The organism is Streptomyces sp. NPDC014889 (assembly GCF_043081205.1).
Classification (GTDB): Bacteria; Actinomycetota; Actinomycetes; order Streptomycetales; family Streptomycetaceae; genus Streptomyces.
This window is the reverse complement of record NZ_JBIBWH010000018.1, coordinates 1-12,377: the sequence shown is the minus strand read 5'-3', so window position 1 is coordinate 12,377 and position 12,377 is coordinate 1. Positions and strand designations below refer to the sequence as shown.

Sequence of the window (12,377 nt, the reverse complement as noted above, 5' to 3'; positions counted from 1 at the left end):
TCGGATCTCAGCGTAGAGGGCTGCGCTGACACACCAAGTCCCCCTGAGCCGATGGAACCGGCAGCTCGGTGCAGATCAGGCGTAGGAAATTCCGTCGCCGTCGACGTGCTGGGCCTGATCATCGGCGTGGTGGCCCTGGTGGCGAGTGAGCCGGGGCTGCACGTCGAGGTCAGAACTTTGCGAGGCGGATCTGGTACCAGTCGCTGTACATGCCCATATTTGAGACGAGGGCGGCGGCCTGGCCGCAGAAGGTACAGACGCCTTCGTGGGTCGATCCGCAGTCGAAGCAGATCCAGGAGTCCTCTTCCGGTGAGTGGGCCATCGGGGTGCTGATCACGGGGGACGAGCGGCAGCTGCCGCAGCCGGTGAGCACCACCTCCTTGCGTGACGTCTCCCTGCCAATACCCGGTCAGGAGCGGACGAGAGTCAACGCCTTGTCAGCTCGCTCAGTCAGGTTGAGCATCGGTTCGGCCGAAGTCATCCGGCAGTGATCGAGTCATACCGCCGTACCGGGATCGATGGGACGGTTGTGCAGTGCCGTCCCGGGCGGAGGTCTGACTCGTGAGATCTATGACCGAAGTGTCCAGTCACGGACCTGTCGACTGCCGTTGCGGGATGTTGCCTGCCACCGAGCCACAGGGCGTGTCCCAATAGGGGCCTTGCCGAGTTCAGGCGCCATCACGGTTCAGACCGCCCGAGCAGGCCGGTGCCATCCACCCAGCACGTCACCACGCGGGAGGAGAACCACCATGACGACCAGACAGCGCAGCACCTCCTCGAGCACGGACCCTCCCGTGCGGAAAGAGGTCGTACTGGGTGTGGACACGCACGGCGAGGTTCACGTCGCCGCCGTGATCTCCTCGCTGGGGAAGATCTTGGGGACCGCGTCCTTTCCGGCGACAGCGGCCGGCTATCGGCAGCTTCTCGCGTGGGCCCGCAAGCGGGGTACGGTGCGCCGGGCCGGTGTGGAGGGCACGGGCACCTTCGGCGCGGGCCTGTCCCGCTACCTGCTGGCGCAGCAGGTCGAGGTATATGAGGTGAACCGGCCCGACCGCTCGGCCCGCCGGCTGCTGGGGAAGTCGGACCCACTCGATGCGCAGGCCGCCGCGCGGGCTGTGCTCAGCGGTCGCGCCCGGGCCCGGGCCAAGTCCGGCGACGGTCCGGTGCACAGCGCCCGGATGTTGAAACTTGCCAAGGACTCCGCGGTCAAGGCCCGTACCCAGGCGATCAACCAGCTCAAAGCCGTCCTGGTCATCGCCGACCCCGTCCTTCGGGAACAGCTGTCCAGCCTGGGCAACCGCGAGCTGTTCCGCACCTGCGCACGCCTCGGCCTACCCGGCGGTGGGGGAGACGAGGACGCAGTGACCCAGGCCACCCACTTGACGTTGCGCATGCTCGCCGAGCGCATTGAGCAGCTCACCGGGCAGATCGATGAGCTGAACCAGCGCCTGACCCGGCTCGTCGAACGCCACGCCCCCCAGCTGCTCGTACCGGTGGGCATCGGCCCGGACAGCGCTGTCACTCTACTGATCACCATGGGAGACAACCCCGAGCGACTGAACACCGAGGCGTCCTTTGCTGCCCTTTGCGGAGTCAGCCCCGTCGAGTACTCCTCTGGCCGGCCGAGCAAGCGCCGGCTCAACTACGGCGGCGATCGGCAGGCGAACGCTGCCCTGCACCGCATCGTGTTCACCCGGCTGCGCCACGAGCCTCGTACCCAGGCGTACTACGAACGCCGCACCCAGGAAGGCAAGACCCGGCGTGAGATCATCCGATGCCTCAAGCGATATGCCGCCCGAGAGGTCTTCAACCTGGTCAGGACGGCATCTACCGATCCCGCGTTATAGGGGCGTCTGTGAGAGAGGCGTTCGAAGGCAAGCCCCTGCAGACGCGGCCGGCGGGGGCTTTCGGGCGGGTGTGCTGCAGCTCCGGCGTCGGCACCGTTGCCCTCGGGTTCTCCTCCCTGCGCCCTCGCGTCGAGTGCTCGGCAAATCCGGCCGGGGCCCTTGGCGACCAACAGTCATAGCCTTCGCCCCTGCAAAGTCGAACGCCCCTGGAGGCGTCTGAGGCGATGCCTGCCCCCGCCGAGGGGCGCACGGGCTTCTCGTCCGCAGGCTGTTCATGGTCGCGGAAGCTGCGACAGGACTATGTGCACCGGGCGGGCCGCACCGCCCGCGCCGGTGAGTCCGGCAGCGTGGTCACGCTCGTGCTGGCGGGCCAGCGCCGCGAGACGAGCCGCATGATGGCCGGGGCCGGCATCGAGCCGACCGTCACCAAGGTGCGCTCGGGCGAGGCGGAGCTGAGCCGGATCACCGGCGCCAAGACTCCCTCCGGGATCCCGCTCGACGGCGGGCCCGCCGTCCCCCGACCCAAGAACACCAACGCTCCCTTCCACGGCCTCGGCACCAGCAAGGGCACCTCCTGCGGCGCCGGCGGCAAGTCCCGAAAGGCGGGCGAGGCCCGCAAGCTCGCCGAGGCCCGCAGGGCCGCCCTCGTGCATCGCAACGGCTGAGAGCCGTTGCCCTGGCAGCCTGGCCACGGGATCGACAACCCTCGGCCCGACCCGAAGCCGTCATGTGCGCCTCACCTACGAAGTCAACGCCTTTGGCCGCGAGAGGGATACCCGCCGAAACGGAGCAGAATGATGTTGCCGGCGCCTCGCACTGCGCCCAGCATGACAAGCTGTGCTTGCCCACCCCCGAACCCAGGAGGTCACCATGACCGCAGAGCCCGTATCTACGGAAGGTTCGGAGCCGGCTGCCCCGGAGACGTCCCCTCTGGAGCCGGACAGCGACGGCAACTACGACCTCAAGCGCAAGTTCCGCGAAGCCCTGGCGCGCAAGCGCGGTGCGCAGGCGGACGCCGCTGATATTGCCGCCAAGTCCGATGCGTCGAAGGTGCGTTCGGCGCACGGCCCGGCTGCGAGCCAGCGGTCGTTCAGGCGCAAGAGCGGCGGCTGAGTCGATGAGTCCCGTGATCTGACCGCTTCAGCGGCATCGCGCTATCCACTCGCGCGTCCCGTCCAGCGGCCCGCGACGTGCGCATGCCCGTGCGCGCGTCGCGGGCGGGCGTAGCCGGCGGACTCGCCTGGGGGAATGGCCCAGATGCGGTTGGCTCGGGTCGGTGGCGCGGCCGAACTGGAATTCCGGGAAAACGACTGCGGCTGCCGTCAGCTCCTCGCCGTCCGGGCCTGAGGCTCGTACGGCGGGCCACAGCACCGTCTCTTCCACGAAGGCATGGCTGAAAACCAGCTGCACCGCTTGCTTCAGAACGCGTTCCCGCTGCTGAAGGTCGTCGAGGGTCAGGTACTGATCCGTCAGCCGCCGTTTCCTCGTGCTCACGGCGTTGCCGCACCAGGATGCTGCTGTTTCCACCGAGCTGATCGACGGTCTGGTCCTTGATGGTCTTCGATATGGCCGCTCCCGTGCGTGCGCCGGAGACGGGCCGTGACGCTTGCCTGAGCCACCCTGATCTCCACGCCCGCCCGCACCATACCTTGGGGGAGCAGCCCTTACGCTGGGCGCGCCCCCAAAGCTTCCCGAAACGTTGCGCTCCGGCTGGGTCAAAATCTGTGCCCGCGAGCTGAGGTTTTCAACGGGACAGGCAGACAGATTCTCTACCGCATTAAGTGGGGGTGGGATTCTTCACCGTACACAGGCCGCTTCGGCGTGCTACTGTCGATCTCAGTTGCAGTTGTGGTTCCCAAAACTTCAAGTGCCCTCCGGGCGGCGCCTGTGCCACTGGAAGCACTTTTGTTATCCGGTCTTTTTCCCGGCGGGGTGATCATCGCGGCGACACGGGGTCCGTGCAGTGCGGATCCCGATGCACTGCCCCAAAGGAGAAATGATATGGCTGCTGGTACTGTGAAGTGGTTCAACGCGGAAAAGGGTTTCGGCTTCATCGAGCAGGACGGTGGCGGCGCTGATGTGTTCGCCCACTACTCGAACATTGCCGCCCAGGGCTTCCGCGAGCTGCTGGAGGGCCAGAAGGTGACCTTCGACATCGCGCAGGGCCAGAAGGGTCCGACGGCCGAGAACATCGTTCTCGCCTGACGCTGACTGTCGCGTAGTTGTAGCTGGGGCCCGCGTCCTTCGGGGTGCGGGCCCCAGCTACTCGCATTTTCCGCAGTGGTTTCGCCTGCGGACGACAACCAGGAAACCCGTAGGCTCACCGCATACGGGGCATCCTTCAGGGGGTGCACGCATCCCTTTATGGCTTCATCGCGGCGGACGCCCGGACATTGCGTCCGCTTCGCGCCACTCATTCCAGCGCCTGTGCCCGCACGGATTTTCCGTCGGTCAGATTCGCTGTCGCATTCCACCGGTCCATTCTTGCAATTCTCTGTGCTGCTGATCGCTGCGGGAATTCCTTGATATGTGCCGTATCGAGGAAGGTTCCGCATGAACCGCACACGCACGAACGACCGCTTCAACCGCACCCGTAACGGCAGTGCCGAATCCGGAAGGGGCGGCAGCCGATTCGGTTCGTCGGCCAGTCGCCGCTTTGCCGGATCGAGCCGTTCCGGTGGTTACGGCCGCCGGCCCGCCGCGGTCCAGGGGGAGTTCGCGCTGCCCAAGACGATCACTCCCGCGCTCCCCGCCGTGGAGGGCTTCGCCGACCTCGACATGCCCGGGGCGCTGCTGGGCGCGCTCAGCTCGCAAGGCGTGACCGTACCCTTCCCGATCCAGGCCGCGACCCTGCCGAATTCCCTCGCCGGCCGGGACGTACTGGGCCGTGGCCGCACCGGCTCCGGCAAGACCCTCGCCTTCGGGCTGGCGCTGCTGGCCCGTACGGCCGGGCAGCGCGCCGAGGCGAGGCAGCCGCTGGGGCTGATCCTCGTACCCACGCGTGAGCTGGCGCAGCAGGTCACCGACGCGCTCGCCCCGTACGCCCGCTCCGTGAGGATGCGGCTGGCCACGGTGGTGGGCGGAATGCCGATCGGCCGGCAGGCGAGCGCGCTGCGCGCTGGCGCCGAGGTCGTCGTCGCCACGCCGGGACGCCTCAAAGACCTCATCGACCGTGGCGACTGCCGGCTGAACCAGGTTTCCATCACCGTCCTCGACGAGGCCGACCAGATGGCCGACATGGGCTTCATGCCGCAGGTCACCGCCCTCCTCGACCAGGTCCGCCCCGAAGGCCAGCGCATGCTGTTCTCCGCCACTCTCGACCGCAACGTCGACCTGCTCGTGCGCCGCTACCTCAGCGACCCCGTCGTGCACTCCGTCGACCCCTCGGCCGGCGCGGTCACGACGATGGAGCACCACGTGCTCCACATTCACGGCGCCGACAAGCACACGGCAACCACCCAGATCGCCGCACGTGACGGCCGCGTGATCATGTTCCTCGACACCAAGCACGCCGTCGACGGCCTCACCGAGCACCTCCTGAACAGCGGGGTACGGGCCGCCGCCCTGCACGGCGGGAAGTCACAGCCACAGCGCACCCGCACGCTGGCACAGTTCAAGACCGGACACGTCAATGTGCTGGTAGCGACCAACGTCGCGGCGCGCGGCATCCACGTCGACAACCTCGACCTCGTCGTCAACGTCGACCCGCCGACCGACCACAAGGACTACCTCCACCGCGGCGGCCGCACCGCCCGCGCAGGAGAGTCCGGCAGCGTCGTCACCCTGGTCACCCCCAACCAGCGCCGCGGCATGACCCGCCTCATGGCAGCGGCCGGCATCGTCCCGCAGACCACCCAGGTCCGCGTCGGCGAAGAGGCCCTGCACCGCATCACCGGCGCCCAGGCCCCCTCCGGCATCCCGGTCGTCATCACCGCACCGGTGGTCGAACGCCCCAAGAAGCGCGGCGCCACCTCACGCGGCCGACGCCGCCCCGTCTCGGCGGCCCGCCGCGCGCCCGTACGGCAGTCCACCGCCGGTGCGGCGGCATAGAACCTTCGTGTCAGGAAGCCCGCCCAACTTCGCAGGAGGCACCCTTTGACGCTGGACCAGACGCAGTTCCGCTCAACACGTACCAACGCCGTGCAGACGGCGGCCGATCCCGCGGACGCGGCCGGACCGCAGGTCTGGGAGGACATGACCGTGGAGGTGGCACTGTCCGTGATGGCCGCCGCCCGTACAGGTCAGCTGGTCGTCTGCGACGAGGACGGTATGTGCACCGGCCTCGTCACCCGGGACCGGCTCACGGCCGTTCGTGACGGCTCCGGATATACGGACCGGATCCGCCTGCGTGACATCGCCGACGTCATCGGGCCCTTCGCCTCGCCGCTGGCCACGACGGCCGAAGCCGAGCGTGCGATGCGCTGCCGCCGACTCGGGGCCCCGCCCGTGGTCGACGGACACGGCAACGCTCTGGGCGTCCTCGCCCTCTCTCGCTGAACCGCCGTCACCCCACCCGGCCCCGTCTTCTCTTCTCCCTGGAGGCATCATGCGCTGTGTCATCGCTCGCTTCCCGTTCGACCTGACCAAGAGCGGCGTGGTGGAATCGATGAAGGGTGTCACACCTGAGCTGGTCACCGGTGAGTTCGTCATCATCGGACGACGCCACTACCCCGCCAAGCAGGTCGGCCAGGTCGTCACCCGCCAGGACCGGCGTGATTTCAGCACCGGCGAAGTCCTCAGGGCCATGACCCAACTCGGCTTCACCTGCCGCACCCGCCCTACCGCCGCATCTGCGCCCCTGGCCGACCCGTACGGGCCGGCTTCCGCAACGCTCGGCACTCCGCCTGTCCGCCTGACTTACGGACAGGTGTGAGCCGAACCGAACCGTGAGGCCCCACCGGCGTGGGCGAAGTCCAGGCGGTGAGTTGATTAAGCCGCGAGCAGTTCAGACAGACGCTCGGCTGGGGTCTCCCAGTCGAGCGTTTTGCGTGGGCGGCTGTTGAGTTCGGTGGCGGCAGCGTCCAGGTCCTCGCGGGTGTGGCGGGACAGGTCGGTGCCCTTGGGAAGTACTGCCGCAGCAGGCCGTTGGTGTTCTCGTTCGAGCGGCGCTGCCAGGGGCTGGTCGGGGCGCAGACGTAGACCGGGATGTCCGTGGTGATGGTGAAGGCGCGGTGGGAGGCCAGCTCGATGCCCTGTCCCAGGTCAGGGACGGCATCAGGTGAGGCGGGAGGGTCTGGACGGTCTCGGTGAGCGCGTTGCGGACAGCGGCGGCGCCGTGATCGCGTGGGAGGTGCACGAGCATCAGGTAGCGGGTGCTGGCGGGTGGACTGCGTTCGACCACGGTGCCGATGGCGGAGCCGTTGTTCTTGCCGACGATCAGGTCGCCTTCCCAGTGGCCGGGGACAGCCCGGTCGGCGGCCTCGGCGGGCCGTTCGCTGATCATGGCCATGGGGTGCACGAACCGCGATCGGCGAGCCGCCGAGTGCCGGTGCGGGCGGCGTATCGCGCGTCCGGTCCGCAGGGCCCGGGTCAGCTCGCGCCTCAGTTCCCCGCGGCCTTGGTCGGAAAGCGCCTGGTAGATCGTCTCGTGGACCACGTGCATCTCCGGCTGGTCGGGGAAGCGTGCCCGTAGAGCGTGGCAGATCTGCTCCGGGCTCCACCGCCGGGTCACGTGGTCCTGGAGGAAGTCCCGCAGCCTGGGGTTCTGGCCGATCTTGCCGGGCTTGGGGCGCGGTTCGCGGGCGTCCGCGCGGCGCTGGGCGGCGTACGGACGGTAGGACCAGCCGCCGTTGGGCATGAGCGTGCGGTTGTGGCAATCTCCCGGCTTACGCTGGAGGGACTGCGGCCAAGCTCGGCCGCGATGGCCCGGACGGACGCCGTCTCCCGGAGCCGGTCAGCGATGTGGATGCGGTCGGCCTCGTTGAGGTAGCGCGACGGGCCGACGGGTTCCTCAGGGCGAGCCGGGGGTTCGGGCGCTTGCCAGGGCAGCCCCGTGTCCACGAGGGGCGGGGCTGCCCTGTACCTCCCGGATGCCTGCCGGCCGTAGAGCCAACGCTTGCCGGTGCGGCGGTTGATGCCGATGATCCGGCAGGCTTCCGTGTTCCCTATTCCAAGATCCACGAGCCGAAGGTGTTCCTCCCGCTCAGGGTCCGACCTCCTGAGCCCCTGAGGCCGTCGATCCTTCCGGATCTCGAAGTCCATCGCACCCCTTGGACTGGGGTGTTGCGACGACCACTAGAACGGAAGCGTGCCGGTGGGGCCTCTGTGTGCCGTGGGTCGGTGAGTCAATGGTCGGAGTAGCTGAAGTCGCCCACGGTCCAGGCACTGACGTCCTCGATCGCGACGCGGTACATCCCGCCTGTCTCCGGGATCCCCACCGTACCCTGCAGGATCCGGGCGACGTGGAAATGCAGATGCGTGGGCGGTCCGTCCTTCCTCGCGGGGTTGTCGAAGACGGCGGAGAACTCGCCCAGGTCGGCGGAGTCCGTCAGCACCTCCGACACCCTCTGCCTCCACATGGCTTCCGGAGCCAGCCGACCGGTGATGACAGCACCACTGGTGACCACTGTCAGGGACATCTGATTGCTCTGCCCGGACTCCACAAGGGCAGCTATCGCAACGAGCAGCTCGTCAAGCTTCGGCATGGGGTCGGATTCTATGCACCGGCCCGCCCGGGCGGCTTGGACGATGGCGCAACCGGGCGAGACGGGCGCATACGGCTCCCCTGGTGCCGCACTACAGGCCGGGGGTGCGCATGTGCGGCGGCTGCGAGCCAGGGGCGTTGTCGGCGACGGCAGTGGTCTGCTGCCGTTCGGCTGCCGCAGGTCTTCGATGAACGCTTGCGCGGTATCGCGTGCGTCGGCAAGGGCCGCGTGGAACGGGGCAGCTGTGGCGTTGACGGACATTGTGTTCATCAGGGTCGCCCTCGTCTGCGGATCGTTCATGCCCGGCCCTTGCCTACCCGACCCTGCGCCCCGCCCGCCAACCCACCCGAGCCACCGTGCTCGCCGGAGGGGCTGAGAATCGCGGTCGACGCGCCGCGCCGGTCGACGCCGCCACGGGAAGCTCCGCGGGCGGCTCTGGGTCTCATCCGTGCGTCGACCTGCGCTGCGGACGGCCCCCAGTATTCGCAGATCGGCTCAGCGGGAGACCTCATCGTCGAGCCGCAGCAAATCTATGCTCGCTGAAGTAGACATTCGATGTCTCGGTGATTATGGTTTCTTTCGTAGCCGAGATCGGGCAAGGCCCGGCAGACACGAACTGCCGGGCAGCAGTCCACGTATGACGGTGCGGTGGTGGAGTTCCGAAGCCAGGTTGTTGTACGACGGCGACGGGACTGACGACCGGACCGGGTGGCCCGAAGTGATGAGGGGCCGCCGCGAGCAGGACCGCAGTTGACGCGGTTGCAGTACCAAGAAGTACGCAGTCCCTGTTTGCAAGTGATTGGTTCCGAGGGAAGAACGGAGGAGTCGAGCACCATCAGGATCGCCCGGGCGGAAGACGCGAGCCCGGGTACCGCAGGACATCGATAGGTAGGTGGTCTCCGGTCACGCATCCGCGATCCCCGCACCTCCGTCGGAGTATCAGGCGGCTGGGCGGAAACAGAAGGCCGGCGCAGCACTAGGGCCGGCAGATGGTGTTGCAGTTCCTTCGGGGCCTTGGTGCCAAACGGCACCAAGGCCCCTCTACTCGTTCCACAGAGAGGTGAGATGACAGCAGACGAGTCGCTAAGCCGTCTCCACGACGACGACTACCCCGCCTACACGATGGGCCGGGCCGCCGAGTTGCTCGGTACCACTCCCGGCTTTCTCCGCGCCATCGGCGAAGCGCGACTGATCACACCACTGCGCTCCGAGGGCGGACACCGCCGCTACTCCCGCTACCAACTGCGCATCGCGGCCCGCGCGCGTGAGCTCGTCGACCAGGGCACCCCGATCGAGGCCGCATGCCGGATCATCATCCTTGAAGACCAGCTCGAAGAAGCCCAGCGCATCAACGCCGAATACCGGCGCACCGGCGGATCGTCCAGTCCATCGGCCGCAGCCTGAGCTGAGCGGGCCCGCCGGTATCGGCGGGCTGTCACACTCGCGCGTGGCCGGGCTGCGGCGCGCAGAGATGGTGCTCGCGTCCGAACGGCTCCACCGTCAGTAGACGGCGAGGAAGATGGCGATGTAGTGCGCGGTGAAGGCCGCCACGGTCAAGGCGTGGAACACCTCGTGGAAGCCGAACCAGCGGGGCGAGGGGTCGGGGCGTTGGACGGCGTAGACCACCGCGCCCGCGCTGTAGAGGAGACCGCCGGTCACTGTCAGGGTGACCACGGCCGCACCGCCGGTGTGCAGGAAGTCAGGCAGGTAACGCACCGGTGCCCATCCCAGGGCCAGGTAGCAGGGGGTGTACAGCCAGCGGGGAGCGTTGACCCACAGCACGCGGAAGGCGATACCGGTCAGCGCGCCCGTCCATACGATCCACAGCAGCAGGGTTCGCCGGTCAGGAGGGAGGAGGAGCACGGCCAGAGGGGTGCAGGTCCCGGCGGTGATCAGGAAGATGTTGGCGTGGTCGAGGCGACGCAGGACGGCCTCGCCCATTGGCCCCCAGGTACCCAGGTGGTAGACGGCGCTCGTCCCGAACAGCAGCCAGGCGGTGACGGAGTACACGGTGCAGGCCAGGGCCGCCTGCTGGGTCCGGGCCAGGCAGACGAGGACGATGCCGGCGCTCACCGAGGCAGGGACCATCGCGCCATGGAGCCAGCCACGGAGCTTCGGCTTGACCGGCTCGACCAGGTCGGCCGCCCACTCGACCAGGTCGGCAACCGGGTGAAACTCCTCCCCGGCATGGCCATGATGTGATCCGCCGGGGAGACCGGCTACGGCGTCCCCAGACACAACTTCCCGTCCTGTCTCGTTCTTCTGGGCATCATCGGCAACCATCCGATCATGCTAAGAGCCTGCCCGTGACAGCGTCCCTCAAGGTCGGTCTCGCCACCAACTGGACCTCCGGAAGCCGTGTAAGCCGCCTGGCCATGGGAAGGACCAAGGTTCCCGAGCGCGTATCTCCGCCCACCTACGCCCAAGGACCGCCGATGCTTCCCGAGTTCCCCTCCCAGGCATCCGCCCCCCTCGCAGATCAGCTGGATCAAAGATTGGGGCTGCCCTCACAGTTCGAAACCGGCCGTTTCGACGTGGAGCGTGTCGCCGGCATAGCGGTCCTCGCGGCGGCCCACTCCGATGGCTACGCGGGCACCGCGCATCTCCTCGGACTGCTGGCTGCGCTCCCCGCCCCCACCGACGCAGGAGAACGCTTCTGGTCGAACCTGTGGAGATCCTCGGGCACCGCCTACCTGCTGCCGACCAATATCAAGGACCTGGTGCTGCGTTCGCTGGCCGGAGAGGGAACCGGTCTGGCCGGACAGATCCTCTCGGCCGTAGACGAGATGACGCCTCCCCAGCGCGTTGCGGCCGCAGAGGTGATCGGCCAGGCGCTCGCCGAGTCCGACTACCTCCCTGATCTCAAAACACAGGTCATCGGCGAACTTTGGCTCCGGGACCTGGAACTCACCGCCTGGCGCGTCCTTCACGCGGGCCACAAGTCGCCCGATGCGGCCGGACGTAACGCCTTCATCGAAGCATGGACGAGTGTCTGACCCCGGCCGCGCCGGCACACACAAGCATCCGAATTATTCGGGACGTTCGAGCAGTGACCTTTGATCGAACGAATCCGGGCACGACTCGGACGGTGGTGGTGGGAGGCGTCGGTCAGTTGGCCCTTGCCGTGAGGACGGGTTCGTAATGGCATGGCTGCGGCCCGTGGGCGCACGGGCTCGCCGCACTGTCCTGGTTCCTGAGCACCGACGGTGACACTGTGCTGACCTGCGCACAAAGGGCCGGTGACGCCGCCTACGACCCGTACCTGCGGGGGCAGCGGCTTGACAGCCGCCCTCGCGGGGCCGTCTCGATGCCGCCGGTACCTCGGTCTCGCCGTAGCCGACGAGACTCACACGCCACTGCCTGGTCACCGCGGCCTTGGACGTCATGGAGTCGAGTGGCAGCGCGCCTTCACGGACGCCGTGATCGCCGCCCAGCCGAGGGGCGGCGGGCACCCGGGGCAAGATCGGGCGCACCTCCCGCACAGCGCCGACGGCACTCGGGCACTGCTGTACACCGAGTGGCCCAGCGGCGAGGCGCACCAGGAGGCCGCGGAGGCCGGCCACCACGACAAGGGGCACGAGATCTTCGCCGGCACCACCGGGCGCACGGCTGACCCACCGAAGGCGGTACCGCCTTTACCCCTCCCTGTCCGGCCGCCGGCGTCATCGGATCGTCCCCGGACACCCGTTGTGGTGCCCCGACCCTGTCGGGAGGAAGAGATCACACAGGCGATGGATCACCCTGTCCCGCTCTCCAGGTACCGTCAGGGTATGAGTCATCCGCACCCCGAACTGAAAGCCGCCCCGCCTCTTCCCGAAGGAGGGCTGCGGGTCATCGCCCTGGGCGGCCTGGGTGAGATCGGCCGCAACATGACCGTCTTCGAGCA

Annotated in this window: 12 protein-coding genes and 2 pseudogenes; 9 read left to right on the top strand and 5 right to left on the bottom strand. The window is 68.1% G+C overall.

Annotated elements, in window-relative coordinates:
* Nucleotides 1-169: 169 nt before the first annotated feature.
* Nucleotides 170-376 (bottom strand): hypothetical protein, encoded by a 207-nt coding sequence (locus tag ACF09J_RS30310; RefSeq protein ID WP_392308651.1) that lies wholly within the window; start codon nucleotides 374-376, stop codon nucleotides 170-172.
* 418 nt (nucleotides 377-794) lie between these two features.
* Between ACF09J_RS30310 and ACF09J_RS30305 the strand changes: the two genes are divergently transcribed.
* The 3 genes and pseudogenes from ACF09J_RS30305 to ACF09J_RS30295 all read left to right on the top strand — a co-directional run bounded on the left by ACF09J_RS30305 (nucleotide 795) and on the right by ACF09J_RS30295 (nucleotide 2,960).
* Nucleotides 795-1,847 carry an IS110 family transposase gene (locus tag ACF09J_RS30305; protein ID WP_392308650.1) on the top strand — a complete coding sequence of 351 codons (1,053 nt, stop codon included), beginning with the start codon at nucleotides 795-797 and terminating at the stop codon, nucleotides 1,845-1,847.
* Nucleotides 1,848-2,140: 293 nt separating this feature from the next.
* Nucleotides 2,141-2,512: pseudogene (locus ACF09J_RS30300) on the top strand (RNA helicase); the annotation flags it as partial.
* A 205-nt stretch (nucleotides 2,513-2,717) separates the two neighbouring features.
* On the top strand, nucleotides 2,718-2,960 hold the full coding sequence (locus ACF09J_RS30295; protein ID WP_134028265.1) for a DUF5302 domain-containing protein: 243 nt from the start codon (nucleotides 2,718-2,720) through the stop codon (nucleotides 2,958-2,960).
* Between the two features lie 27 nt (nucleotides 2,961-2,987).
* Here the strand turns inward: ACF09J_RS30295 and ACF09J_RS30290 are convergent, their stop codons facing one another.
* Nucleotides 2,988-3,341, bottom strand: a complete 354-nt coding sequence (locus ACF09J_RS30290; RefSeq protein ID WP_392308649.1) for a hypothetical protein — start codon at nucleotides 3,339-3,341, stop codon at nucleotides 2,988-2,990.
* A gap of 507 nt (nucleotides 3,342-3,848) precedes the next feature.
* Between ACF09J_RS30290 and ACF09J_RS30285 the strand changes: the two genes are divergently transcribed.
* From ACF09J_RS30285 to ACF09J_RS30270, 4 genes are all read left to right on the top strand, one after another.
* Nucleotides 3,849-4,052: a cold-shock protein gene (locus ACF09J_RS30285; protein WP_014145516.1), complete on the top strand. Its 204-nt coding sequence runs from the start codon at nucleotides 3,849-3,851 to the stop codon at nucleotides 4,050-4,052.
* A 348-nt stretch (nucleotides 4,053-4,400) separates the two neighbouring features.
* A complete protein-coding gene (locus ACF09J_RS30280) occupies nucleotides 4,401-5,897 on the top strand; it encodes a DEAD/DEAH box helicase (RefSeq protein ID WP_392308648.1) in 1,497 nt (498 codons plus the stop codon).
* Between the two features lie 45 nt (nucleotides 5,898-5,942).
* On the top strand, nucleotides 5,943-6,344 hold the full coding sequence (locus tag ACF09J_RS30275) for a CBS domain-containing protein (protein WP_392308647.1): 402 nt from the start codon (nucleotides 5,943-5,945) through the stop codon (nucleotides 6,342-6,344).
* Between the two features lie 49 nt (nucleotides 6,345-6,393).
* Nucleotides 6,394-6,720 carry an SCO5918 family protein gene (locus tag ACF09J_RS30270; protein WP_392308646.1) on the top strand — a complete coding sequence of 109 codons (327 nt, stop codon included), beginning with the start codon at nucleotides 6,394-6,396 and terminating at the stop codon, nucleotides 6,718-6,720.
* Nucleotides 6,721-6,776: 56 nt separating this feature from the next.
* On the opposite strand, the pseudogene ACF09J_RS30265 reads toward ACF09J_RS30270, so the two are convergent.
* A pseudogene (locus ACF09J_RS30265) lies at nucleotides 6,777-7,955 on the bottom strand (IS30 family transposase).
* A gap of 176 nt (nucleotides 7,956-8,131) precedes the next feature.
* Entirely contained in the window at nucleotides 8,132-8,491 is a 360-nt protein-coding gene (locus ACF09J_RS30260; RefSeq protein ID WP_263232858.1) for a hypothetical protein, read from the bottom strand.
* Between the two features lie 1,065 nt (nucleotides 8,492-9,556).
* Here ACF09J_RS30260 and ACF09J_RS30255 point away from each other — a divergent pair.
* Nucleotides 9,557-9,895, top strand: coding sequence for a MerR family transcriptional regulator (locus ACF09J_RS30255; RefSeq protein ID WP_392308645.1), 339 nt, complete (start codon nucleotides 9,557-9,559; stop codon nucleotides 9,893-9,895).
* A 96-nt stretch (nucleotides 9,896-9,991) separates the two neighbouring features.
* Here ACF09J_RS30255 and ACF09J_RS30250 read toward each other — a convergent pair whose 3' ends face one another.
* Nucleotides 9,992-10,627: a hemolysin III family protein gene (locus ACF09J_RS30250; RefSeq protein WP_392308725.1), complete on the bottom strand. Its 636-nt coding sequence runs from the start codon at nucleotides 10,625-10,627 to the stop codon at nucleotides 9,992-9,994.
* A 299-nt stretch (nucleotides 10,628-10,926) separates the two neighbouring features.
* Here ACF09J_RS30250 and ACF09J_RS30245 point away from each other — a divergent pair, with 299 nt between their 5' ends.
* A complete protein-coding gene (locus ACF09J_RS30245) occupies nucleotides 10,927-11,487 on the top strand; it encodes a hypothetical protein (RefSeq protein WP_392308644.1) in 561 nt (186 codons plus the stop codon).
* Nucleotides 11,488-12,377 lie beyond the last annotated feature (890 nt).

Coding starts and splice junctions, on each gene's coding strand:
- ACF09J_RS30255 (WP_392308645.1), top strand. CDS start 9,557: ATGACAGCAGACGAGTCGCTAAGCCGTCTCCACGACGACGACTACCCC.
- ACF09J_RS30245 (WP_392308644.1), top strand. CDS start 10,927: ATGCTTCCCGAGTTCCCCTCCCAGGCATCCGCCCCCCTCGCAGATCAG.
- ACF09J_RS30280 (WP_392308648.1), top strand. CDS start 4,401: ATGAACCGCACACGCACGAACGACCGCTTCAACCGCACCCGTAACGGC.
- ACF09J_RS30295 (WP_134028265.1), top strand. CDS start 2,718: ATGACCGCAGAGCCCGTATCTACGGAAGGTTCGGAGCCGGCTGCCCCG.
- ACF09J_RS30285 (WP_014145516.1), top strand. CDS start 3,849: ATGGCTGCTGGTACTGTGAAGTGGTTCAACGCGGAAAAGGGTTTCGGC.
- ACF09J_RS30270 (WP_392308646.1), top strand. CDS start 6,394: ATGCGCTGTGTCATCGCTCGCTTCCCGTTCGACCTGACCAAGAGCGGC.
- ACF09J_RS30260 (WP_263232858.1), bottom strand. CDS start 8,491: ATGCCGAAGCTTGACGAGCTGCTCGTTGCGATAGCTGCCCTTGTGGAG.